The sequence below is a fragment of the Variovorax sp. FG153 genome (genome assembly GCF_057809595.1).
Window position 1 is genome coordinate 71,288 of the sequence record NZ_JBMDKG010000006.1, and the last position, 21,834, is coordinate 93,121.

Annotated in this window: 22 protein-coding genes; 8 read left to right on the top strand and 14 right to left on the bottom strand. The window is 69.1% G+C overall.

Annotation, left to right across the window (positions count from 1 at the left end):
• Positions 1-5 precede the first annotated feature (5 nt).
• From ACODT0_RS09445 to sucC, 6 genes are all read right to left on the bottom strand, one after another.
• Positions 6-2,267, bottom strand: a complete 2,262-nt coding sequence (locus ACODT0_RS09445) for a CHASE2 domain-containing protein (protein ID WP_489041123.1) — start codon at positions 2,265-2,267, stop codon at positions 6-8.
• A 57-nt stretch (positions 2,268-2,324) separates the two neighbouring features.
• Positions 2,325-2,975, bottom strand: coding sequence for an FHA domain-containing protein (locus ACODT0_RS09450; protein ID WP_057593696.1), 651 nt, complete (start codon positions 2,973-2,975; stop codon positions 2,325-2,327).
• Between the two features lie 75 nt (positions 2,976-3,050).
• Complete coding sequence (locus ACODT0_RS09455; RefSeq protein ID WP_057593697.1) at positions 3,051-3,854, bottom strand: Stp1/IreP family PP2C-type Ser/Thr phosphatase; 804 nt, start codon at positions 3,852-3,854, stop codon at positions 3,051-3,053.
• A 46-nt stretch (positions 3,855-3,900) separates the two neighbouring features.
• Positions 3,901-4,590: a TerC family protein gene (locus ACODT0_RS09460; protein ID WP_057593698.1), complete on the bottom strand. Its 690-nt coding sequence runs from the start codon at positions 4,588-4,590 to the stop codon at positions 3,901-3,903.
• Positions 4,591-4,709: 119 nt separating this feature from the next.
• Positions 4,710-5,603, bottom strand: a complete 894-nt coding sequence (sucD, locus tag ACODT0_RS09465) for a succinate--CoA ligase subunit alpha (RefSeq protein ID WP_057593699.1) — start codon at positions 5,601-5,603, stop codon at positions 4,710-4,712.
• 11 nt (positions 5,604-5,614) lie between these two features.
• Complete coding sequence (sucC, locus tag ACODT0_RS09470; protein WP_057593700.1) at positions 5,615-6,781, bottom strand: ADP-forming succinate--CoA ligase subunit beta; 1,167 nt, start codon at positions 6,779-6,781, stop codon at positions 5,615-5,617.
• 208 nt (positions 6,782-6,989) lie between these two features.
• Between sucC and argC the strand changes: the two genes are divergently transcribed.
• Positions 6,990-7,913, top strand: coding sequence for an N-acetyl-gamma-glutamyl-phosphate reductase (argC, locus tag ACODT0_RS09475; RefSeq protein ID WP_057593701.1), 924 nt, complete (start codon positions 6,990-6,992; stop codon positions 7,911-7,913).
• A gap of 52 nt (positions 7,914-7,965) precedes the next feature.
• On the opposite strand, the gene ACODT0_RS09480 is transcribed toward argC, so the two are convergent.
• From ACODT0_RS09480 to recA, 4 genes are all read right to left on the bottom strand, one after another.
• Positions 7,966-8,718 (bottom strand): hypothetical protein, encoded by a 753-nt coding sequence (locus tag ACODT0_RS09480; protein ID WP_489041124.1) that lies wholly within the window; start codon positions 8,716-8,718, stop codon positions 7,966-7,968.
• A 74-nt stretch (positions 8,719-8,792) separates the two neighbouring features.
• Entirely contained in the window at positions 8,793-9,215 is a 423-nt protein-coding gene (locus ACODT0_RS09485; RefSeq protein WP_489041125.1) for an SRPBCC family protein, read from the bottom strand.
• Positions 9,202-9,657 carry a recombination regulator RecX gene (gene recX / locus ACODT0_RS09490; protein WP_057593704.1) on the bottom strand — a complete coding sequence of 152 codons (456 nt, stop codon included), beginning with the start codon at positions 9,655-9,657 and terminating at the stop codon, positions 9,202-9,204. Before recX ends, ACODT0_RS09485 begins: the two co-directional genes overlap by 14 nt.
• Positions 9,658-9,724: 67 nt before the next feature.
• Positions 9,725-10,786: a recombinase RecA gene (gene recA / locus ACODT0_RS09495; RefSeq protein WP_057593705.1), complete on the bottom strand. Its 1,062-nt coding sequence runs from the start codon at positions 10,784-10,786 to the stop codon at positions 9,725-9,727.
• Between the two features lie 146 nt (positions 10,787-10,932).
• Here recA and ACODT0_RS09500 point away from each other — a divergent pair, with 146 nt between their 5' ends.
• From ACODT0_RS09500 to ACODT0_RS09510, 3 genes are all read left to right on the top strand, one after another.
• Positions 10,933-11,418, top strand: coding sequence for a MarR family winged helix-turn-helix transcriptional regulator (locus tag ACODT0_RS09500; protein WP_057593706.1), 486 nt, complete (start codon positions 10,933-10,935; stop codon positions 11,416-11,418).
• A gap of 73 nt (positions 11,419-11,491) precedes the next feature.
• A complete protein-coding gene (locus ACODT0_RS09505) occupies positions 11,492-12,163 on the top strand; it encodes a response regulator (RefSeq protein ID WP_057593707.1) in 672 nt (223 codons plus the stop codon).
• A gap of 37 nt (positions 12,164-12,200) precedes the next feature.
• Positions 12,201-13,640, top strand: a complete 1,440-nt coding sequence (locus ACODT0_RS09510) for a sensor histidine kinase (protein ID WP_489041126.1) — start codon at positions 12,201-12,203, stop codon at positions 13,638-13,640.
• A gap of 9 nt (positions 13,641-13,649) precedes the next feature.
• Here ACODT0_RS09510 and ACODT0_RS09515 read toward each other — a convergent pair whose 3' ends face one another.
• From ACODT0_RS09515 to ACODT0_RS09525, 3 genes are read right to left on the bottom strand one after another with little or no spacing between them, the layout of a single operon-like run.
• On the bottom strand, positions 13,650-13,859 hold the full coding sequence (locus ACODT0_RS09515; RefSeq protein ID WP_479671133.1) for a sporulation protein: 210 nt from the start codon (positions 13,857-13,859) through the stop codon (positions 13,650-13,652).
• A 14-nt stretch (positions 13,860-13,873) separates the two neighbouring features.
• Complete coding sequence (locus tag ACODT0_RS09520; protein ID WP_489041127.1) at positions 13,874-14,701, bottom strand: biotin--[acetyl-CoA-carboxylase] ligase; 828 nt, start codon at positions 14,699-14,701, stop codon at positions 13,874-13,876.
• Positions 14,702-14,703: 2 nt separating this feature from the next.
• Positions 14,704-15,405 carry an SET domain-containing protein gene (locus ACODT0_RS09525; protein WP_489041128.1) on the bottom strand — a complete coding sequence of 234 codons (702 nt, stop codon included), beginning with the start codon at positions 15,403-15,405 and terminating at the stop codon, positions 14,704-14,706.
• Between the two features lie 140 nt (positions 15,406-15,545).
• On the opposite strand from ACODT0_RS09525, the gene ACODT0_RS09530 reads away from it, so the two are divergent.
• The 3 genes from ACODT0_RS09530 (at position 15,546) to ACODT0_RS09540 (ending at position 19,762) form a co-directional block, all read left to right on the top strand.
• Complete coding sequence (locus ACODT0_RS09530; protein WP_057593712.1) at positions 15,546-18,497, top strand: DNA topoisomerase III; 2,952 nt, start codon at positions 15,546-15,548, stop codon at positions 18,495-18,497.
• Positions 18,498-18,500: 3 nt separating this feature from the next.
• On the top strand, positions 18,501-19,487 hold the full coding sequence (locus tag ACODT0_RS09535) for a tripartite tricarboxylate transporter substrate binding protein (RefSeq protein ID WP_489041129.1): 987 nt from the start codon (positions 18,501-18,503) through the stop codon (positions 19,485-19,487).
• A gap of 95 nt (positions 19,488-19,582) precedes the next feature.
• Complete coding sequence (locus ACODT0_RS09540) at positions 19,583-19,762, top strand: hypothetical protein (protein ID WP_057593714.1); 180 nt, start codon at positions 19,583-19,585, stop codon at positions 19,760-19,762.
• A 13-nt stretch (positions 19,763-19,775) separates the two neighbouring features.
• Here the strand turns inward: ACODT0_RS09540 and ACODT0_RS09545 are convergent, their stop codons facing one another.
• Positions 19,776-20,669 (bottom strand): gamma-glutamyl-gamma-aminobutyrate hydrolase family protein, encoded by an 894-nt coding sequence (locus tag ACODT0_RS09545; protein ID WP_057593715.1) that lies wholly within the window; start codon positions 20,667-20,669, stop codon positions 19,776-19,778.
• A 106-nt stretch (positions 20,670-20,775) separates the two neighbouring features.
• Here ACODT0_RS09545 and ACODT0_RS09550 point away from each other — a divergent pair, with 106 nt between their 5' ends.
• Positions 20,776-21,831: a sugar phosphate isomerase/epimerase family protein gene (locus ACODT0_RS09550; RefSeq protein WP_489041130.1), complete on the top strand. Its 1,056-nt coding sequence runs from the start codon at positions 20,776-20,778 to the stop codon at positions 21,829-21,831.
• Positions 21,832-21,834: the final 3 nt, after the last annotated feature.

Below are 21,834 nucleotides of genomic sequence, written 5' to 3' on the forward strand. Positions count from 1 at the left end.
GTCTGTCATTTGGTTTCGAACCGGGTTGCACCGTCCCACGACGGGTCGTGCGGGCGCAAGGCCATCGAGGCTAATCTCTGCGCGTAGAGCTGGTAAAGGACTTTTTTGGCATCGGCCACGAGGAGGGGGTCCAGCAAGTTTCGGCCCAAGGCCCAGTCCTGGCGCCGGTAGGCGGCCAGTACCTCGGCCCAGCGCTCGAGCCGGTGCGCCTCGCGCACGGCGATGACGGCCGCCTCGTCCCAGGCGACGGCCAGCGGCGTGAACACGGCGACGGCCTGGGCCCGGCCCTTGACGAAGACGCTGTCGAGCTCCTGCCAGACATAGGCCGGCGCGAGCTCCCGCGTGGCACCGCTGGCGACGATCTCGACGCCGTAGTGGCCGCTGAGCCCCTCGAGGCGCGAGGCCAGATTGACCGCGTCGCCGACCACGGTGTAGCTGCGCCGCGCGGCCGAACCCATGTCGCCCACGCTCATGACGCCGCTGTTGATGCCGATGCCGATGCTGATCTCGGGCCGGCCGGTGGCGCGGTGGATGCGGTTGATGTCGTGCACCGCCTCGGCCATGTCGAGCGCGGCATTCACGGCGAGGCTGGCGTGCTCGGGCGTCTCGAGCGGGGCGCCCCAGAAGGCCATGACGCAATCGCCCATGTACTTGTCGACGGTGCCGCGGTGCGCGGTGATGACGTCGGTGAGGCGGCTGAACACGGTGTTGAGGAAGGCCTGCAGTTCGGCCGGCGACATCTGCTCCGAGAAGCGCGTGAAGTCGCGCATGTCGCAGAACATGACGGTCATGGTCTTGCTCTCGGCACGCATGCTGTAGCGGCCCGGGCGCTCCAGCATCTCGTCGACGAGCTGCGGCGGCACGTAGGTGCCGAAGAGCTGCACCAGGCCGCGGCGCGCGCGCGATTCGACCAGGTAGCCCCAGCTCATGTTGAGCAGGAAGGCGAGCGCGACCATCGCGAGCGCCGAGGCCAGCGGCAGCACCAGGCCATGCGCGACGTAGAGCCAGGTGTTGAGTCCGACCAGCGCCGCGGCCACGGCCAGCATGAAGGCCACGGCGCGCAGCGCGGGCAGCAGCGACAGGCCAATGGCCAGCACGACGCCGGCGACGAACACGCTCAATACTTCGTAGCCGGGCGCGTAGTCGGGCACGGCGAGCAGGCGGTGATCGAGCAGCGCGGAGACGATGTTGGCATGCACCTCGACGCCGGCGAAGGACGAGGCCGCGGGCGTGGCGCGCAGATCCTGCAGGCCGGGCGCGGTGGCGCCGACGAGCACGATCTTGTCCTTGAGCTCCTCGGGCGCGAGCCGGCCCTCGAGCACGTCGGCGGCCGCCACGTAGCGGAACGACCCGCCGCGGCTGCCGCCCGGGCCGCGGAACGGCACCTGCACGCTGGCGTTGCGGTCGACCGGCACGCGCAGCTCGCCGATGCGCAGCGACTCGAGCTGCGCGACCGGACTGCCGGGCACCAGCGCGGGCAGCACCGGCGGCGAACCGTTGGCGAGCCGGTAGACGGCCAGCGCGAGCGACTCGTAGTAGCCGGGCTGGGCGCGGTCGCCGTCGTAGCGCGCGATCAGCGGCACGCTGCGGATCACGCCGTCGTCGCTCTCGCCGACCAGGGTGTTGAGGAAACCCCCGCGGGGCGCGGCCTGCGCGAGCACCGGCAGGCTGGCGCCGAAGCCGTTCCAGTGCGTGGTATAGCCCTCCTTCGCGGGCAGGGCACCGGCGGGCCACAGCGGCGTGGCGGGCAAGGCGCCGCGGGCGCGCGGCGTCTCGGCCTGCGTGAAGTAGTAGCCGAGCGCCACGGGCTGGCCCGCGAGCGTGCGCGCCAGCACGGCATCGTTGTCGAGCGAAGGCGCGAGCTTCTCGACTTCGGCGGCGAAGCCGGGGATGCCGCGCAGCGGACCGCTCGCCAGCTCGCGCAGGCGGTCCACGCTCGAGCTGCGGTCGGGCTCGACGAACATGACGTCGAAACCGACGACCCTGGCCTGCTGGTGCGACAGCAACTCGCTCGCGAGCCGCGCCACCTTGTCGCGCGGCCACGGCCATTGCCCCTGGCGCGCGAGGCTCGCGTCGTCGACGTCGACGATCACGATGCGCGGATCGAAGGTGCCCGGCATGGTGGCGCGCAGGCGCACGTCGTAGATCAGGTGGTCGAGGCGCTCGAGCATGCCGGCATGCCAGAGCCCGGTGGCGTGCGCCAGCGCCAGCAGCACGGGCAGCAGGGTGACGGCGATGCGCGCCCAATGGCGCCGCAGTGCACTCATGATCGACCGGAACCGGGACGGGAATCGAAGCCGGTTCGCCGACGGAAGCCCCGCGGCTCAGACCCGCTGGAACTGCAGGCGCAGGGTGCCGAGTTCGAGCAGGTCGTTCTCGTGCAGCGCCACGGCCTCGGCGCCCAGCGGCTCGCCGTTGAGCAGGACGGCGCCCATGACGCTCGCGGCCACGTAGCCCTGGCGCCGGCGCGTGACGACCGCCACCGCGACGCCGGGCTTGCCGACGGTGGTGACGACCTTCTGCAGCGGCAGGTCGCGCCCGGCGTTCTCGCCGGCCAGCACGCGCAGCACCGGCACGCCGAGTTCGACCAGCGCCCCCGATTCGGTGGGCGCGGCCGACAGGGGAATGGGTGCGGAAGATTCGCTGGCGACAGCGACGTGGACCGGCACGCCGGCCGCGGGCGCGACGCTGCGCGCGCGGTAGTGGATGCGGCAGCCGCCGACCTCGATGACGTCGTTGTCCTTGAGCGTGCGCTTCTGCACCGCCACTGCGTTGACGTAGGTGCCGTTGGTGCTGTTGAGGTCTTCGATCTGGACATCGCCACCGCGCAAGGTCAGGACGGCATGCTCGCCGCTCACCGCGAGATTGTCGACCACGATGTCGTTATAGGCGCGCCGCCCGAGGGTGGTACGGTCCTTCGCGAGCGTCACTTCCCGGATGACGACACCATCGATCGAGATACTCATTCTCGGCACTGCCGACTCCCTGATTGCAATTGTCGCGAGACCCAAAACGACATGGCGGATGGACTTGCCACCCCGCCGATTTCGTCAGGCTGCCGTGCGAGGCAGGCTGGCCCGGGCCAGGATGACAGAAATGTTATCCCGTCCGCCATTTTCGTTGGCGATGTTTGCCAAAAGTGATACCTTGGACTCAATACCACCGTCTTGTCTCGTCAGAAGCGTGAAAAGCTGGGCGTCCGGGACCATTTCGCTGAGCCCGTCCGAGCACAGCATATAGAGATCGTCGGGCCTGGCCGTGTGTTCATGCATTTCCAGCAAGACTTGGGCCTCGACGCCGACGGCGCGGGTCACGAGGTTGCGGTTGGGCGAGGACAGCGCTTCCTCGGCCGTGATGGCGCCCGCGTCGAGCTGCTGCTGGCGCAGCGAATGGTCGCGCGTGAGCTGCTCGAGCTTGTCGTTGCGCAGCCGGTAGCAGCGCGAGTCGCCGATGTGGCCCACCATCACGCGATGCGGCCCGAAGGCCGCCAGGACCAGCGTGGTCCCCATGCCCTGCAGGTGGGGATTGGTCAGGCTGCCGTCGAGGATGGCGGCATTGGCCTCGTCGGTCGCGGCCTGCAGCGCGCGCCGCACGACGCGGGCCGGTGCCTGCGGCCCGGCCTGCACGTACCAGCGCCGGAAGTTCGCGTGCACCAGCGACACCGCCATCGCGCTGGCGACCTCGCCGCCCTTGTAGCCGCCCATGCCGTCGGCCAGCACCGCCAGCCCGAGCGCGGGATCGACATGGACCGCGTCCTCGTTGTGGGCCCGCACGCGGCCGACGTCCGTCAGCGCCGCGAACTCCCACGAGAGCGGCGGACGGGTCGAGAAAAGAGAGGTGCCGACACCTACCATGGTCGCAAGTGTCGGCGAAGCGGCAGCCCGGTGGTGGCTTCCGGTTTCAGTGCTGCGCGGCGGCCGCGTGGGCGCGCCGCTGGAGCAGCTTGCCCACCGCCACCACGAACAGCGCGCCGGCCGCGGCGGCGGCGTAGTGCAGCCACGGGTTGGCCGCCAGCATCTCGCGCAGCGACACGTCGCTCACGATGGTCTCTCCGCCGACCCAGCCGATCAGCGCGGCACCCAGCATCACGATGATGGGGAAGCGCTCCATCAGCTTGATCATCAGCGTGCTGCCGAAGATCACCAGCGGAATGCTGATCGCCAAGCCCAGCACCAGCAGCACCATGCTGCCCTGCGCGGCGGCCGCCACGGCGATCACGTTGTCCAGGCTCATCACGAGATCGGCCAGCAGGATGGTGCGCACGGCCGCCATCATGCTGCCGTACTCCTTGGAGTCGCCCTCGCCCTCATCGTCCTCGCCGAGCAGCTGCAGGCCGATCCACAGCAGCAGCAGGCCGCCGATGATCTGCAAGTAAGGCAGCGCCAGCAGCTTGGCCGCCACCACCGTCAGCACGATGCGCAGCACGACGGCCGCGCCGGAGCCGAACAGCACCGCCTTTTTCTGCTGCTCGGGCGGCAGCGAACGCGCCGCCATGGCGATCACCACGGCGTTGTCGCCCGACAGGATGATGTTGATCCAGACGATCTTGATCAGGCCGATCCAGAAGTCCGTGCTTTGAAGAAGTTCCATGTCTCTGATCCCGCTTTGTTTTTGTGAAAAAAACGCCCGCAATCGGATTGCGGGCGTCTTGTTCTTTCTTGCGCGTGTGAGGTCTCTTTACGGACCTTGCTGGGCGCGAACGCCGTGGCTTACAGCTTGCCCTTGAGCAGCTTGGCCAGTTCCGAGAAGTTGCGCGTCACGGTGAAGCCGCACTCTTCCATGATGGAGAGCTTGGCCTCGGCCGTGTCGGCACCGCCCGAGATCAGCGCGCCGGCATGGCCCATGCGCTTGCCGGGAGGCGCCGTCACGCCGGCGATGAAGCCGACGACCGGCTTCTTCATGTTGTCCTTGCACCAGCGGGCGGCGTCGGCTTCGTCGGGACCGCCGATTTCGCCGATCATGATCACGGCGTCGGTGTCGGGGTCTTCGTTGAAGGCCTTCATCACGTCGATGTGCTTGAGGCCGTTGATCGGGTCGCCGCCGATGCCGACCGCCGACGATTGGCCCAGGCCGATCTCGGTCAGTTGCGCCACGGCTTCATAGGTCAGCGTGCCCGAGCGGCTCACGACGCCAATGCGGCCCTTGCGATGGATGTGGCCGGGCATGATGCCGATCTTGATCTCGTCGGGCGTGATCAGGCCGGGGCAGTTCGGGCCGAGCAGCAGCGTCTTCTTGCCGCCGGCGGCTTCCTTGGCCTTCATCTTGTTGCGCACTTCGAGCATGTCGCGAACCGGAATGCCTTCGGTGATGCAGATGGCCATGTCCAGGTCGGCCTCGACGGCCTCCCAGATCGCGGCCGCCGCGCCTGCCGGCGGCACGTAGATCACCGACACGGTGGCGCCGGTCTGCGTGGCGGCTTCCTTCACCGAACCGAAGATCGGGATGTTGAAGATCGACTCGCCGGCCTTCTTGGGGTTCACACCGGCCACGAAGGCGTTCTTGCCGTTCGCGTATTCCTGGCACTTCTCGGTGTGGAACTGGCCCGTCTTGCCGGTGATGCCTTGGGTGATGACTTTGGTGTCTTTGTTGATGTAGATCGACATGACTCTGTTCCTTAGGCCTTCTTGACTGCTGCCACGACCTTCTGGGCCGCTTCCGCCATGGTGTCGGCGCTGATGATCGGCAGACCCGAATCGGCCAGCAGCTTCTTGCCTTCGGCTTCGTTGGTGCCCTTCATGCGCACGACCAGCGGCACTTGCAGGTTCACGGCCTTGCAGGCCGCGATCACGCCGGTGGCGATGGTGTCGCACTTCATGATGCCGCCGAAGATGTTGACGAGGATGGCTTCCACGTTCTTGTTCTTCAGCATGATCTTGAAGGCCTCGGTGACCTTCTCGGGGGTGGCGCCGCCGCCCACGTCGAGGAAGTTGGCCGGCTCGCCGCCGAACAGCTTGATGGTGTCCATCGTGGCCATCGCGAGGCCGGCGCCGTTCACCAGGCAGCCGATGTTGCCGTCGAGCGAGATGTAGGCGAGATCGAACTTCGAGGCTTCGACTTCGGCCGGATCTTCCTCGTCGAGGTCGCGCAGCGCGACGATCTCGGGATGACGGAACAGCGCGTTGCTGTCGAAGTTGAACTTGGCGTCCAGCGCCATGACGTTGCCCTTGCTGTCACGGTTGAGCGGGTTGATCTCGACCAGCGAGGCGTCCGTCTCCATGTAGCAGGTGTAGAGCTTCTTGAGGATGTCGACCGTTTGCGCGGTCGAATCGGCCGGCATGCCGATGCCGTCGGCGATCTGCTTGGCCTGTTCGTCGGTCAGGCCCTTTTGCGGGTCTGCGAACACGGTGATGATCTTCTCGGGCGAGGAGTGGGCCACTTCCTCGATGTCCATGCCGCCTTCGCTCGAGGCGATGAAGGCCACCTTCTGGGTGGCGCGGTCGGTCACGGCCGAAACGTAGTATTCCTTCTGGATGTCGGCGCCGTCTTCGATGTAGAGGCGGCGGACCTTCTGGCCTTCGGGGCCGGTCTGGTGCGTCTTGAGCTGCATGCCGAGGATCTCGCCGGCCAGCTTCTTCACGTCCTCGATGGTCTTGGCGACCTTCACGCCGCCGCCCTTGCCGCGGCCACCCGCGTGGATCTGGGCCTTGACCACCCAGACCGGGCCGCCCAGCTTCTGGGCGGCTTCGACCGCCTCCTGGACCGTGTAGGCCGGAATGCCGCGCGGCACCGGCACGCCGAACTTGGCAAGGATTTCCTTGCCTTGGTACTCGTGAATCTTCATGAGGGATGTCTCTCGGAAGGAAGAGGTTGAAAAACGGGAGATCGAGGCAGGCTGGTGTTGGCTCTGTTGTCCACAGGCGACGGCAGCCTGACGGCTGGGGGCGGCGGACAATCGCGGACTGTATCATGGTGCGCCGCATCAATACTGACGGGCGTGTGCGGTCAATACGTACTTTCTTCTAGGCCCCTCTCTATCAGGCAACCCCACCATGGCCAAGGTCTTTATCGACGGCGAAGCCGGCACCACCGGCCTCCAGATTCGCGAGCGGCTGCAGAACATGCCGCAGATCGAGCTCGTGAGCATCGCGCCCGAGCTGCGCAAGGACGTGAACGCCAAGCGTGAACTCATGGCCGGCGTCGACCTCGTCGTGCTGTGCCTGCACGACGACGCGGCGCGCGAATCGGTCGCGCTGATCGACCAGCTGTCGGGCAGCAAGCCCAAGATCATCGATGCCTCGACCGCGCACCGCGTGGCGCCGGGCTGGGTGTTCGGCTTCCCCGAACTGGTCGAAGGACACTGGCAGGCCGTGGCCCGGGCCGACCGCGTGGGCAACCCCGGCTGCTACGCCACCGGCGCGATCGCCATGGTGCGCCCGCTGGTCGACGCGGGCCTGCTGCCGGCCGACTTCCCGATCGCGCTGCCCTCGGTCAGCGGCTACTCGGGAGGCGGCCGGACCATGATCGAGGCCTACGAGAAGGGCGAGGCGCCGCTGTTCGAAACCTACGCGCTGGGCCTCAAGCACAAGCACATCCCCGAGATCATGAAATACACCGGCCTCACGCAGCGCCCAGTGTTCATCCCCTCGGTCGGCAATTTCAAGCAAGGCATGCTGGTGCAGTTGCCGCTGCATCTCGACCTGCTGCCCGGCAAGCCGAAGGCCGGCGACCTGCACGAGGCGCTGGCCGCGCACTATGCGAAGAGCAACACGCCCGAGCAGTTCGTGAAGGTGCTGCCGCCCACCGAGGACGGCAAGCTCGACGCTTTGGCGCTCAACGACACCAACCAGCTCGAGATCCGCGTGTTCCCGAACGAGGACCACCGCCATGCCGTGGTGATCGCGCGCCTCGACAACCTCGGCAAGGGCGCGAGCGGCGCCGCGGTACAGAACCTCAAGCTGATGCTGTCGCTCTGAGGCGCGGCTTCCCCGCTCAAAAGGCGCCGACTCCCCGGCGCCTTTTTCGTTTTCAGCCCACCAGCCAGAGCCCCGTGCCGAGCAGCGCCGCATGCAGCGCGAGCACGATCCAGAACGGCATGCGCGAGGGCGTCGACATCTCCTGCAGCGTCTCGTGGATGCGTCGCGCGATCAGCGCGCGCAAGGCCGGATCCTGCGCGGGCGCCACACCGCCCGGCGCCACGGTCAACTGCGGCTCGCCCTGCGCGGCGCGGCCCTGCTGCCACTCGGCCAGCATCTCGTTGAGCGGCAGCCGGTCGAGCACGAAGGCGATCACCGCCCGCACCGCCTTGCCGTCGCCGAGCACCGGCGCGAGCTGCGCGCTCAGCGCATCGACCGAGAGCCAGTCGCTCGCGCGCCGCAGTGCCCCGTGGGTGCGCGGCATCGATTCGATGGGCCCGGCGATGGCATCGCCCAGGCGCTGCGCCACCGCTTCGCCGCGCGCGGCCACCAGGTGCTGCATCGCGCGCGTGCGGCCTTGCGACACGCCGAGGATCACGTACACGCCCATGAAGAGCGCCAGCAGCACGGCCACCAGCAGCGGCGGCGAGGTCAGCAGCGCGAGCGCCGCGCCGACGCCGCCCGCGCGTGCGCCGGGATAGCCGGGCCCGCTCAGCTGGCCCAGGTAGTAGAAGAAGGCGCCGCCGCCGAGCAGCGCGCCGAAGAAGATGCCCTTCGCGACCGAAGCGACGAAGGCCGCGCCGGCGCGGGCGCCGGTGCGTATCAACGAGGGAGGCTCGGATGGGTTGGCGGGGTTCGATGACATGGCGCGGCTCCTCCTCGTTGTTCGAAGCCGCGGATCATGCCAGCGGTCTGGCGCGGCCCCGGCCGCCCGGCCGCTCAGCGGGCCGGCGCCTCGAGCAGCGCCCGCAGCGCGCGCAGGTCGCGCGCGATCCATTCGGCGTCGTGCGCGAAGGCGGCGTCGTCCATGTGCGGCTGGCGCAGCAGCGTGAACTGCAGCTCGCAGGCGCCGGGCGCCACGCCGACGACACGAAACGGCACGTAGACCTCGGGCACGCCCTCGGGCGCCACCCAGTGGTCGAGCACGCCGAATTCGTTGGCCGGCGCGAAGCGCAGCACCGCGCGACCGCCGGGCGTGGTCGCGACCCAACGCTCGCCCTCGCCCTCGCGCGCCAGCGCGCCGTCGGCCAGGCCGCTGGCCCATTCGGGCAGGCGCGCGGGATCGGCCGCCAGCGCATAGGCCGCGCGCCAATCGCAGGCCACGCGCTGCGTGATCACGCGCGAGAGTTCATTCGAGTTCATCGATGTCGCTCCTCAGCACCTTGGCCGCCACCGCGGCCGAAAAGCCCCGCGCCATCAGGAAGCGGGCCTGCCGCGCGCGCTCCTTGGGATCGGCGGGCGGGGCGTCGAAGCGGCGGCGCCAGAGCGCGGCCGCGCGTTCGAGCTCGCTGCCCTGCAGCCCGGCCACCGCCTGCGAGATGGCCTCGGCGCCGATGCCCTTGGCCTGCAGTTCCTGCCGCACGCGCGCCGCGCCGAGCCGGCCCGCGCGCTGGTGCAGCACCGAGGCGACCACGCGCTCCTCGCTGATGAAGTCCTTGGCCGCGAGCTCATCGAGCGCGGCCTTGAGCGTGCCCGGCTCTTCCTCGTAGCGCGCCAGCTTGCGCTCGAGCTCGCCACGGGAATGCTCGCGCTGGCTCAGCAGACGCAGCGCGCGGCCTTTCAGGGAAGGAGCATCGAATGCCATCGGAAATGCAGGGGCGGAAAAGGAAAGCGGGGCGGCCGCAGGCGCCCCGCTCGCAGGCATCGGCCGGTTATTCGGCCGCGCCGGCCGCGTCCGCCGCCAGCAGCGGGATGCCCAGCGACTCGCGCACCTTGTTCTCGATCTCGCGCGACAGCTCGGGGTTCTCGCGCAGGAACTCGCGCGCGTTGTCGCGGCCCTGGCCGATCTTCTCGCCGTTGTAGGCGTACCAGGCGCCCGACTTGTCGATGATCTTGGCGGTCACGCCCATGTCGATGATCTCGCCCTCGCGGCTGATGCCCTCGCCGAACAGGATGTCGAACTCGGCCGTCTTGAACGGCGGCGAGACCTTGTTCTTCACCACCTTGACCTTGGTTTCGTTGCCGATGGCCTCGTCGCCCTTCTTGATGGTGCCGATGCGGCGGATGTCCAGGCGCACCGAGGCGTAGAACTTCAGCGCGTTGCCGCCGGTGGTGGTTTCGGGCGAACCGAACATCACGCCGATCTTCATGCGGATCTGGTTGATGAAGATGACCATGCAGTTTGTCTTCTTGATCGTGGCCGTGAGCTTGCGCAGCGCCTGGCTCATCAGGCGGGCCTGCAGGCCGGGCAGCGAGTCGCCCATCTCGCCTTCGATTTCGGCCTTGGGCGTGAGCGCGGCGACCGAGTCGACCACGATCAGGTCGACGGCGCCCGAGCGCACCAGCGAGTCGACGATCTCGAGCGCCTGCTCGCCGGTGTCGGGTTGGCTGATCAGCAGGTCGGACAGGTTCACGCCGAGCTTCTGGGCGTACTGCACGTCGAGCGCGTGCTCGGCGTCGACGAAGGCGCAGGTGCCGGCCTGCTTCTGCATGGCGGCGATGACCTGCAGCGTGAGCGTGGTCTTGCCCGAGGATTCAGGACCGTAGATCTCGACCACCCGGCCGCGCGGCAGGCCGCCGACGCCCAGGGCGATGTCGAGGCCCAGCGAGCCGGTGGAGACCACCTGGATGTCCTCGAGCGCCTCGCCTTCGCCGAGCCGCATGATCGTGCCCTTGCCGAACTGCTTCTCGATCTGGGCCAGCGCGGCCTGGAGGGCCTTGGCCTTTTCGCTGTTGGCGCCTGCGATGCTCGAGCCCTTGACGACTGCGTCCATGTGAAAAACTCCTTGAAGATCAACGGGTTGTGTACTGCCGGATCCATCTGCTTTTAACTACAGCCTGGATGCTTGAACAGTAGTGTAGGGGCGGATGGATTCGAGTAAACCCATTTTTTGGTCAGTTTGCTTTACCATTTGGCGCCGTGAGCGACACCCCCTTTCCCCTCGACCCCGATGCCTGGCGCCAGACCCACCTGGGCCGGCTGCTCGGCCACGCGATGCGGCGCTTCGACGAGCGCGTGCTCGCGCTGATGGCGCACGACGTCGACGTGCCGCTCGCGCTGTCGAACCTGGCGGCGCGCGCGCAGGTCAGCGCGGCCCACGTCCACATCACGCGCCACCTCGCGCGCGAGGGCTCGCGCCTGACCGAGCTCGCCGAGCGCGCCGGCATGACCAAGCAGGCCATGGGCGCGCTGGTCGACCAGTGCGAGGCCTGGGGGCTGGTCACGCGCGGGCCCGATCCGCTCGATGCGCGCGCGCGGCGCGTGCTGTTCACGGCCGACGGCCTGGCCTGGCTCGAGGCCTTCCGCCAGGCGGTGACGCAGGCCGAGCGCGAGTTCCGCGCCAGCGTGGGCGACGAGGTCGCCACCGTGGTAACCATCGGTCTGGAAGCCTATACGGCGGGCTAGACTCCCTGCCGAGCGGAGACAACGAACGTGCAACGGCGCCGCCCCGCGGCGCGAACCGGGCTGGAGGTGGGCTATGCGGATTCTGATTGCCGAGGACGACCAGGTGCTGGCCGACGCCCTGCTGCGCAGCCTGCGCACCTCGGGCGCCGCGGTCGACCACGTGGCCAACGGCTCCGAGGCCGACACCGCGCTCATGACCCACAGCGAGTTCGACCTGCTGATCCTCGACCTCGGCCTGCCGAGCCTGCACGGCATCGAGATCCTCAAGCGCCTGCGCGCGCGCGGCTCGCAGCTGCCGGTGCTGGTGCTGACGGCGGCCGACAGCGTGGAGGAGCGCGTCAAGGGCCTGGACAACGGCGCCGACGACTACATGGCCAAGCCCTTCAGCCTGCAGGAGCTCGAGGCGCGCGTGCGCGCCCTCACGCGCCGCGGCATGGGCACCACCAGCAACGCGATCAAGCACGGCCCGCTGGTCTACGACCAGGCCGGCCGCGTCGCCACGCTCGACGGCAAGATGGTCGAGCTGTCGGCGCGCGAGCTGGGCCTGCTCGAGGTGCTGCTGCAGCGCGCGGGCCGGCTGGTCAGCAAGGACCAGCTGGTGGAGCGGCTGTGCGAATGGGGCGAGGAGGTGAGCCTCAACGCGATCGAGGTCTACATCCACCGCCTGCGCAAGAAGATCGAGAAGGGCCCGGTGCGCATCGCCACGGTGCGCGGGCTCGGCTACTGCCTCGAAAAGATCCAGTGACGCCCGCGCGGCCGCCAGGCGCGGCGGGTCCGGCCCGATGAAACTCTTCCAGCGCGCGCAGCGCTCCCTGTTCGGCGAGATCCTCGACTGGATGCTCACGCCGCTGCTGCTGCTGGTGCCGGTCAGCATCGGCGTGACCTGGCTGGTGGCGCAGGGCATCGCCAACGCGCCCTTCGACCGCGCGCTCGAGCACAACGTCGAGACGCTGGCGCGCATGGTCACGACGCAGAAGGGCGGCCCGCGCTTCGAACTGCCGCAGTCGGCGCGCGAGATCCTGCGCGGCGACGATGCCGACCGCGTGTACTACCAGGTGCTCGACAGCCACGGCGCGCTGCTCAGCGGCGAGCGCGACGTGCCGCATCCCAGCCTCGACGAGCCGCCGGTGATCGGCCAGGTCTCGCTGCGCGACGGCGAGATGAACGGCAAGCCGGTGCGCGTGGCCTCGGTCTGGCTGGCCGGCGAGCATCCCGACGCGCCGCCCGCGCTGCTGCAGATGGCCGAGACGCGCCAGAAGCAGTCGCTGCTGGCGGCCGAGATCATCAAGGGCGTGCTGCTGCCGCAGTTCGCGATCCTGCCGCTCGCGGTGCTGCTGATCTGGCTGGCGCTGGTGCGCGGCATCAAGCCGCTGTCGGTGGTGGAGGCGCGCATCCGCGAGCGCCGCCCGGGCGACCTGAGCCCGCTCGACGAATCCTCGGTGCCGCTGGAAGTGGTGCCGCTGGTGTCCTCGGTCAACGAGCTGCTCGACAAGCTCAACGATTCCATCGACACGCAGAAGCGCTTCCTGGCCGACGCGGCGCACCAGCTCAAGACGCCGCTCGCGGGCCTGCGCATGCAGGCCGACCTGGCGCAGCGCGAGAACGCCAACGCCGACGAGCTCAAGCAGTCGCTCAAGCAGATCGGCCGCGCCAGCGTGCGCGCCACCCACACGGTGAACCAGCTGCTGTCGCTGGCACGCGCCGAGGGCAACAGCGCCGGCGCCCATCGCCAGCCCTGCGACCTGGCGCGGCTCACGATCGAGGTGGTGCGCGAGGCGGTGCCGCGCGCGATCGAGAAGCGCATCGACCTCGGCTACGACGGTGTCGATCCCGGCTCGCGCGGCGTGGTGCTCGAGGGCAACCCGACCCTGCTCAAGGAGCTGGTGCGCAACCTGGTCGACAACGCGATCAACTACACGCCCTCGCGGCCCGAACGCGCCGGCGTGATCACCGCGCGGGTGCTGGCCGATCCCTTCGGCCGGGTGCTGCTGCTGCAGGTGGAGGACAACGGCCCGGGCATTTCCGAAGCCGACCGCGAGCTCGTGTTCGAACCCTTCTACCGCGTGCTCGGCAACGAGGCCGACGGCTCGGGCCTGGGACTGCCGATCGTGCGCGAGATCGCGAACCAGCACCATGCGCAGGTGACGCTCGAGGACGCGCATCCCGAGCGGCAGCCGCCGGGCGCGCGCTTCACGGTGCGCTTCGAGAGCGCGCCGACCTGAACGGCTGGCCTATCGGGCGCTGGTGTCCGACGCGCCGGCCTTCGGCGGCTCGGCGCGGATCTGCAAATACTCGGGATGGATCTGCCGCGTGAGGCGCTGCGGATCGCGCTCGTCGAGCCCCGCCGGCGCGAGGCCGAAGCCCGCGAGGTCGCCGCGCGACCACAGCCAGTAGCCGCCGTTGAGGACCAGCAGGGCGATCACGAGCAGGCGCAGCGGCATCGCGGCGTCCGGTCTCAGAGGGCCATGCCGCGCGGCCGCACGCTGACTTCGTCGCTGACGATGGCCTGCAGGCCCTCGGCCGTGCGCACCTGCAGCTCGCCGGTCCACGAGACGCCTTCGCACAGGCCCGCGCGGCCGTCGCTGAGCACCACCTCGCGCCCGCGCAGCACGTCGCGCGTCGCGAAGCGCTCGGCGAACGGCGCGAAGCCGCGCGCGCCGAACGCGAGCACGTCGCGCACCAGCGGCGGGATCAGCTCGGCCAGCACTGCGGGAGACGTGGCGTCGGGGCGCCACTGGCGCATCCAGGCGGGCGGCGTGCGCATGCCCTCGGCCTCGCGCGCGCCGATGTTCACGCCGATGCCGATCACCACGTAGCGCGGCGCCGGTGCGGCACCGCCGGCATGCGGCAGCGCGGTCTCGATCAGGATGCCCACGAGCTTGCGCTCGTCGACCCAGAGGTCGTTGGGCCACTTGAGCCCGAGCCTGGCCGCGCCCGTGGGATCGAGGTTCTCGGCCAGGCTCACGCCGACCGCGAGCGAGAGGCCCGACCAGTCGGCCGGCGCGAGCGGCAGGCCCAGCGAGAAGGTCAGCGACGGCGCGACATCGTCGCCGGGCTGCTGCGCGCTCTGCCAGGGCCGGCCGAGCCGGCCGCGGCCCGCGGTCTGGCGCTCGGCGACCAGCAGCACGGGCTCGGTCCGCCCGGCGCGCGCGCGCCGCATGAGTTCGGTGTTGGTGGAATCGACCTCGGCGACCACCTCGGCCGCGAAGCCCGGCAGCAGCGGGGCGACCGCGGCGGCGATCCGCTCCTCGTGCCACCGCAGGGCGCTGCCGCCGGCGGCCATGCTCAGAGCCCGCCGTTGCCGGCCGCGACGGGGGCGGTCTCGGCGACCGCCTCGGCCTTCTTCGGCTTGGCCGGCTTGTCGGCCTTCGCTTCCTTGTCCTTCTTCTTGCCGTCCTTCTTCTTGTCGGCCTTCTTTTCGGCTTTCTTCTCCGCCTTCTTGTCGGCCTTCTTCTTTTCGGCCTTCTTCGCTTCCTTCTTCTTCGCCTTCTTCTTTTTCTTCTTGTCGTCCTCGTCGTCGTCCTTCGGCGTGAGCAGCGTGCCGCGGCATTGCTCGGAGCCGCAGTAGCACGGGAACTCGGACAGCAGCTTCTCGGTGTACGGCTCGTCGATGATCAGACCGTAGTCGTAGTTGAGTTCCTCGCCGGCCGCGATGTTGCGCAGCGCCTTGATATAAACGCGCCCATCGACCTCGTCGGCTTCGCAGTTGGGCTCGCACGAGTGGTTGATCCAGCGGGCCGCATTGCCGTCGACGTTGCCGTCGATCACGCGCCCGTCGTCGATGTGGAAGTAGAAAGTGTGATTCGGCTGGGCCGGATCGTGCGGATGGCGGCGCAGGGCCTCCTTCCACGTGATGATCTCGCCCTTGTATTCGATGATCCGCTCGCCTTCGGCCAGGTCCTGCACCGCGAACACGCCGTTCCCATGAACGGAGGAACGCCGCGTCTGGATTCGGCGGGCGTTGGAAAGTGGGGATTTGGAAGGCATCGCCGAAGTCTGTTAGTTTGAATATGCACACATGCGCGTGCGCGTGTGCGCACGCGAGAAGCCGCCGAGTATAGAGAGAGCCCATGGCGCTGCGCGCATGGCCCGCGAGCCGGCTTGGCGAAACAGTTGAGAGAGCACAGATGACGAAGACATTGGTTATTGCAGAAAAACCGTCGGTGGCGCAGGACATCGTGCGTGCGCTCACGCCGGTGGCCGGCAAGTTCGACAAGCACGACGAGCACTTCGAGAACGACCAGTACGTCGTGACCAGTGCCGTCGGCCACCTGGTGGAAATCCAGGCGCCCGAGGAGTTCGACGTCAAGCGCGGCAAGTGGAGCTTCGCCAACCTGCCGGTGATCCCGCCGCACTTCGACCTCAAGCCGGTCGACAAGACCAAGACCCGCCTCAACGCGGTGGTCAAGCAGGCCAAGCGCAAGGACGTGACCCAGCTCGTGAACGCCTGCGACGCGGGCCGCGAGGGCGAGCTGATCTTCCGCCTGATCGAACAGTACGCCGGCGGCAAGACGGGCCTGAACAAGCCGGTGCGCCGGCTGTGGCTGCAGTCGATGACGCCGCAGGCGATCCGCGACGGCTTCGACTCGCTGCGCACCGAGAAGCAGATGCAGGGCCTGGCCGACGCCGCGCGCTCGCGCTCCGAGGCCGACTGGCTGGTGGGCATCAACGGCACGCGCGCGATGACGGCCTTCAATTCGCGCGACGGCGGCTTCTTCCTGACCACCGTGGGCCGGGTGCAGACGCCCACGCTGTCGGTGGTGGTCGAGCGCGAGGAGCAGATCCGCAAGTTCGTCTCGCGCGACTACTGGGAAGTGCACGCCAGCTTCCTGGCCGAAGCCGGCCACTACCCGGGCAAGTGGTTCGACCCGGCCTGGAAGAAGGCCAACGCGCCGCTGCTGCCCAACGGCGAGCCCGACCCCGAGCAACGCGCCGACCGGGTCTGGAACGAGCGCGACGCGCTGGCCATCGCCGAGGCCGCGCGCGGCAAGCCCGCCAGCGTCACGGAGGAAAGCAAGCCCACCACCCAGGCCTCGCCGCTGCTGTTCGACCTGACCTCGCTGCAGCGCGAGGCCAACAGCCGCTTCGGCTACTCGGCCAAGACCACGCTGGCGCTGGCGCAGAGCCTGTACGAACGCCACAAGGCGCTGACCTATCCGCGGACCGACTCGCGCGCCCTGCCCGAGGACTACCTGCCGGTGGTCAAGCAGACCCTGGGCATGCTCGCCACCAGCGGCATGCGCCACCTCGCGCCGTTCGCGCAGCAGGCGATCGACAACAACTACGTCAAGCCGAGCAAGCGCATCTTCGACAACGCGAAGGTGTCGGACCACTTCGCGATCATCCCGACCCTGCAGGCGCCCAGCGGCCTGTCGGAAGCCGAGCAGCGCCTCTACGACTTCGTGGTGCGCCGCTTCCTGTCGGTGTTCTTCCCGAGCGCCGAATACCAGGTCACGACCCGCGTCAGCACGGTGGCGCAGGCCGGCAAGAACTACGCCTTCCGCTCCGACGGCAAGGTGCTGGTCAAGCCGGGCTGGCTCGCGATCTACGGCAAGGAAGCGGTCAGCGACGACGACGAGAAGGACGGCAAGAACCTGGTGCCGGTCAAGCCCGGCGAGATGGTGCTGGCCGAGAGCGTCGACACCAAGGGCCTGAAGACCCGCCCGCCGGCGCGCTACTCCGAAGCCACGCTGCTCGGCGCCATGGAAGGCGCGGGCAAGACCATCGACGACGAGGAACTGCGCGAGGCGATGCAGGAGAAGGGCCTGGGCACGCCAGCCACGCGCGCGGCCACCATCGAAGGCCTGATCGCCGAGAAGTACATGCTGCGCGAGGGCCGCGAGCTGATCCCGACCGCCAAGGCCTTCCAGCTCATGACGCTGCTGCGCGGCCTCGGCGTGGAGGAACTCTCCAAGGCCGAGCTCACCGGCGAATGGGAATACAAGCTCGCGCAGATGGAGAAGGGGTCGCTCAGCCGCGACGCCTTCATGCGCGAGATCGCGGCGATGACCGAGCACATCGTCAAGAAGGCCAAGGAGTACGACCGCGACACCGTGCCGGGCGACTACACGACGCTGGCCACGCCCTGCCCCAACTGCGGCGGCGTGGTGAAGGAGAACTACCGCCGCTACGGCTGCACCGGCAAGAGCGGCACGGGCGAGGACGCCTGCGGCTTCTCGTTCGGCAAGTCGCCGGCCGGGCGCACCTTCGAGGTCGCCGAGGCCGAGGCGCTGCTGCGCGACAAGCACATCGGCCCGCTCGAGGGCTTCCGCTCCAAGGCCGGCTGGCCCTTCACCTCCGAGATCGTGCTCAAGTACGACGAGGAGGCGAAGAACTGGAAGCTGGAGTTCGACTTCGGCGACGACAAGAACGAGGACAGCGGCGAGATCATCGATTTCAGCGAGCAGGACACGGTCGGCCCGTGCCCGATCTGCGGCGCGCCCGTGTTCGAGCACGGCAGCAACTACGTCTGCGAGAAGTCGGTACCGACCCAGGCCCAGCCCACGCCGAGCTGCACCTTCAAGACCGGCAAGATCATCCTGCAGCAGCCGGTGGAGCGCGCGCAGATGGAGAAGCTGCTGGCCACCGGCAAGACCGACCTGCTCGACAAGTTCGTCTCGATGCGCACGCGCCGCGCCTTCAAGGCCTTCCTGACCTGGAACGCCGAAGAAGGCAAGGTGACCTTCGAGTTCGCGCCACGCGAGGGCGGCAGCAAATTCCCGCCGCGCAAGACCTTCGGCAAGGCCGCGCCGGCCGGCAAGACCGCGGCCGCCAAGAAGGTGGCGGCGAAGAAGGCGCCCGCGGCCAAGAAGGCACCGGCCGAGAAGAAGGCGCCGCGCAAGACCGGCGCCGGCCTCAAGCCCAGCGACGCGCTCGCCGCGGTGATCGGCAACGAGCCGGTGGCGCGCACCGAGGTGGTCAAGAAGCTCTGGGACTACATCAAGGCCAACGGCCTGCAGGACGCGAAGGACAAGCGCTCGATCAATGCCGACGCCAAGCTCAAGCCGGTGTTCGGCAAGGACCAGGTGACGATGTTCGAGCTCGCGGGCATCGTGGGCAAGCACCTCACGGCGCCCTGAGCCATGCGGCGCAGACGCTTCGCGGGCACGGCCGGCGCCCTTGCATTGGCGCTGCTTTCCGCCTGGGCTCCGGCCCGGGCTGCCGACTGGCCCGACAAGCCCGTCAAGCTGGTGGTGCCCTTCCCGCCCGGGCAGGCCACCGACATCTTCGCGCGCGCGCTCGCCGAGCAGCTCGGCCGGCGGCTGGGCCAGCCGGTGATCGTCGACAACAAGGCCGGCGCCGGCAGCAACATCGGCACCGAGTTCGTGGTGCGCTCGCAGCCCGACGGCTACACGCTGGTGGTGGCCGGCAGCGCGATGGCGGTCAACCAGACGCTCTACGCCAAGCCCGGCTTCGACCCGCGCCGCGACCTCGTGGGCATTTCCCTGATCGCCAAGGTGCCGCTGGTGTTCCTCGCCACGCCCGAGAGCGGCATCCGCACGCTGGGCGAGCTCACCGCGCGCGCGAAGGCCGAGCCCGGCCGGCTCAGCTACGCGAGCGCCGGCATCGGCGGCACGCAGCATCTGTCAGGCGAGATGTACAAGTCGGCGGCGCATGTGTTCGTCACGCACATTCCGTACCGGGGCAGCGGGCCCGCGCAGGCCGACTTCCTCGGCAACCAGGTGCCGCTGATGATCGATTCGGTGACCGCCGCGCTGCCGCACATCAAGGCCGGCAAGGCGATCCCGCTGGCCGTGACCTCGGCCACGCGCTCCTCGCAGCTGCCCGAGGTGCCCACCGTGCGCGAGAGCGGCGTGGCCGGCACGCGCGACTTCGAGGCCGTGGGCTGGCTCGGCCTGATGGCGCCGCGCGGCACGCCGCCCGAGGTGCTGGCGCGCCTGAACCGCGAGGTGACCGAGATCCTCAAGAGCGAGCAGATGGCGCGCTTCATGCGCGAGCGCGGCTCGGAGCCGGCGCCCACCACCGGGCCCGAGTTCGACCGCTTCGTCGCGAGCGAGATCGGGCTCTGGGGCGCGGCCGTCAAGGCCTCGGGCGCGAAGCCCGAGTAGTCGCCACGGGAACCCGGCACGATCTCCAGGGTCTTGTTACAGGCCGCCGCGGCCCGCGGCCTATAGTCGTTCGATCCACCCTGGGAACAGATTCCATGAAGTCATTGATTGCCACCGCCTTCGCCCTCGCCATGGGCTTCTCGCTCGCGGGCTGTGCCTCGTCCTCGCGCACCGCCGATGCCGGCGGCACCGCCTCCTCGGGCAGCGGCGTGACGGTGTTCGGCACCATCGACGCCGGCGTCAGCGGCTACTCGACCAAGTCCGAGCGCCGCTGAACCGGCGCGGCGCTCAGCGGCGCCGCCGCAGCAGCGCCTGCTGCAGCACGCGCGCCGCGCGGTCGCGGATCTTGCCGGGCGCGCCGCGCAGCGTGGTCTTCGGCGCCACCTTGGCGGTGGCGCAGGCCCACAGGAAGTCGTGCAGGATCGGCGTGTCGTCCACGGTCTCGGTGCTGCCGTACTTGTGGAATTCGGGGTGCCACTGCGTGGCCGCGATGTAGCTGCGGCCACGGTCGGGCCGGCGGCGGATCGCCTCGGGCACCCGGTCGGGCAGGCTCCAGGCCTCGACCTCGAAACCCGGCGCGAGGTCCTTCACGCCCTGGTGATGGATGCTGTTGACGCGCGCGGTCTGCACCTCGGGATAGAGCTTCGCGAGCCGCGTGCCCGGCACGATCCCGATCTGGTGGAAGTTCTGGTCGTAGGTCACCGGGTCGCGGTGGCGCAGCGTCTCGGGATGGCCGTGCTGCTCCTCGATGTCCTGATAGAGCGTGCCGCCGAAGGCCACGTTGATGAGCTGCAGCCCGCGGCACACGCCGAAGATCGGCTTGCCGGCCTGCTCGAAGGCCTCGACCAGCGCGAGGTCGTAGAGGTCGCGGATGCGGTCGCCGATCCAGGCGTCCTTCAGCGGCACCTCGCCATAGCTGCCGGGCCAGACGTCGGCGCCGCCGTGCATCACCACGCCGTCGAGCCACTCGGCGTAGTGCGAGAGCTTGGTGTCGCCGCGCGCGGTCTCGCCCGTGGGGCAGGGCACCATCACCACCATCGCGCCGGCCGACATCAGCCAGTGGGCGATCGACTGCTCGACGTACTGCAGGGTCTTGTTGGTGAACAGCGAGCGCGCCGGATCGGCGTGCGAGAAGCAGGCGGACAAACCGATCTTGAGTCGGGCGGAGACGGGCTGGGGCATCTCGATGGGTTCCCTGTGAGCGAAATTCATTCTGCGCCCACCGAACTTCGGTCGTGTGTCAGCCGAACCCGCGAAGTATCCTGTCGGGCCCACAAGGAGACACCGCATGCAGACGATCAAGGGACCCGCCATCTTCCTGGCCCAGTTCGCGGGCGATACCGCGCCCTTCAACTCGCTCGACGCGATCGCGGGCTGGGCCGCGGGCCTGGGCTACAAGGGCGTGCAGATCCCGAGCTGGGACGCGCGGCTCATCGACCTGAAGCAGGCCGCCGAGAGCAGGACCTACTGCGAGGAGATCCAGGGCACGCTCGCCGCGCACGGCCTGTCGATCACCGAGCTCTCGACCCATCTGCAGGGCCAGCTGGTGGCGGTGCATCCGGCCTACGACGCCGGCTTCGACGGCTTCGCGGCGCCCGAGGTGCGCGGCAATCCGGCGGCACGCCAGCAGTGGGCGGTGCAGCAGCTGCACTACGCGGCCCAGGCCTCGGCGAACCTCGGCCTCACGGCGCACGCGACCTTCTCGGGCGCGCTGGCCTGGCCCTACCTGTACTCGTGGCCGCCGCGCCCGCCGGGACTGATCGAGGAAGCCTTCGACGAGCTCGCGCGGCGCTGGCGCCCGATCCTCGACGCCTTCGACGCCGCGGGCGTGGACGTGGGCTACGAGATCCATCCGGGCGAGGACCTGCACGACGGCGTGAGCTACGAGATGTTCCTCGAGCGCGTGAACAACCATCCGCGCGCCTGCCTGCTCTACGACCCGAGCCACTTCGTGCTGCAGCAGCTCGACTACCTGGCCTACATCGACCACTTCCACGAGCGCATCAAGATCTTTCACGTGAAGGACGCCGAGTTCAACCCGACCGGCAAGCAGGGCGTGTACGGCGGCTTCCAGAAGTGGATCGACCGCGCCGGGCGCTTCCGCTCGCTGGGCGACGGGCAGGTCGACTTCAAGGCCATCTTCTCGAAGATGGCGCAGTACGACTTCCCGGGCTGGGCTGTGCTCGAGTGGGAGTGCTGCATCAAGCACCCCGAGGACGGCGCGCGCGAGGGCGCGAAGTTCATCGCCGACCACATCATCCGCGTGGCCGACCGCGCCTTCGACGACTTCGCAGCCGGCGGTGTCGACGTGGCGGCCAACCGGCGCGTGCTCGGCCTCGACTGACGC

What these genes read in the sequence shown, in the direction of transcription:
- ACODT0_RS09445 (WP_489041123.1), bottom strand. Translation starts at nt 2,267, where the DNA reads ATGAGTGCACTGCGGCGCCATTGGGCGCGCATCGCCGTCACCCTGCTG.
- ACODT0_RS09455 (WP_057593697.1), bottom strand. Translation starts at nt 3,854, where the DNA reads ATGGTAGGTGTCGGCACCTCTCTTTTCTCGACCCGTCCGCCGCTCTCG.
- ACODT0_RS09460 (WP_057593698.1), bottom strand. Translation starts at nt 4,590, where the DNA reads ATGGAACTTCTTCAAAGCACGGACTTCTGGATCGGCCTGATCAAGATC.
- sucD (WP_057593699.1), bottom strand. Translation starts at nt 5,603, where the DNA reads ATGTCGATCTACATCAACAAAGACACCAAAGTCATCACCCAAGGCATC.
- sucC (WP_057593700.1), bottom strand. Translation starts at nt 6,781, where the DNA reads ATGAAGATTCACGAGTACCAAGGCAAGGAAATCCTTGCCAAGTTCGGC.
- argC (WP_057593701.1), top strand. Translation starts at nt 6,990, where the DNA reads ATGGCCAAGGTCTTTATCGACGGCGAAGCCGGCACCACCGGCCTCCAG.
- ACODT0_RS09480 (WP_489041124.1), bottom strand. Translation starts at nt 8,718, where the DNA reads ATGTCATCGAACCCCGCCAACCCATCCGAGCCTCCCTCGTTGATACGC.
- ACODT0_RS09485 (WP_489041125.1), bottom strand. Translation starts at nt 9,215, where the DNA reads ATGAACTCGAATGAACTCTCGCGCGTGATCACGCAGCGCGTGGCCTGC.
- recX (WP_057593704.1), bottom strand. Translation starts at nt 9,657, where the DNA reads ATGGCATTCGATGCTCCTTCCCTGAAAGGCCGCGCGCTGCGTCTGCTG.
- recA (WP_057593705.1), bottom strand. Translation starts at nt 10,786, where the DNA reads ATGGACGCAGTCGTCAAGGGCTCGAGCATCGCAGGCGCCAACAGCGAA.
- ACODT0_RS09505 (WP_057593707.1), top strand. Translation starts at nt 11,492, where the DNA reads ATGCGGATTCTGATTGCCGAGGACGACCAGGTGCTGGCCGACGCCCTG.
- ACODT0_RS09510 (WP_489041126.1), top strand. Translation starts at nt 12,201, where the DNA reads ATGAAACTCTTCCAGCGCGCGCAGCGCTCCCTGTTCGGCGAGATCCTC.
- ACODT0_RS09515 (WP_479671133.1), bottom strand. Translation starts at nt 13,859, where the DNA reads ATGCCGCTGCGCCTGCTCGTGATCGCCCTGCTGGTCCTCAACGGCGGC.
- ACODT0_RS09520 (WP_489041127.1), bottom strand. Translation starts at nt 14,701, where the DNA reads ATGGCCGCCGGCGGCAGCGCCCTGCGGTGGCACGAGGAGCGGATCGCC.
- ACODT0_RS09525 (WP_489041128.1), bottom strand. Translation starts at nt 15,405, where the DNA reads ATGCCTTCCAAATCCCCACTTTCCAACGCCCGCCGAATCCAGACGCGG.
- ACODT0_RS09530 (WP_057593712.1), top strand. Translation starts at nt 15,546, where the DNA reads ATGACGAAGACATTGGTTATTGCAGAAAAACCGTCGGTGGCGCAGGAC.
- ACODT0_RS09535 (WP_489041129.1), top strand. Translation starts at nt 18,501, where the DNA reads ATGCGGCGCAGACGCTTCGCGGGCACGGCCGGCGCCCTTGCATTGGCG.
- ACODT0_RS09540 (WP_057593714.1), top strand. Translation starts at nt 19,583, where the DNA reads ATGAAGTCATTGATTGCCACCGCCTTCGCCCTCGCCATGGGCTTCTCG.
- ACODT0_RS09545 (WP_057593715.1), bottom strand. Translation starts at nt 20,669, where the DNA reads ATGCCCCAGCCCGTCTCCGCCCGACTCAAGATCGGTTTGTCCGCCTGC.
- ACODT0_RS09550 (WP_489041130.1), top strand. Translation starts at nt 20,776, where the DNA reads ATGCAGACGATCAAGGGACCCGCCATCTTCCTGGCCCAGTTCGCGGGC.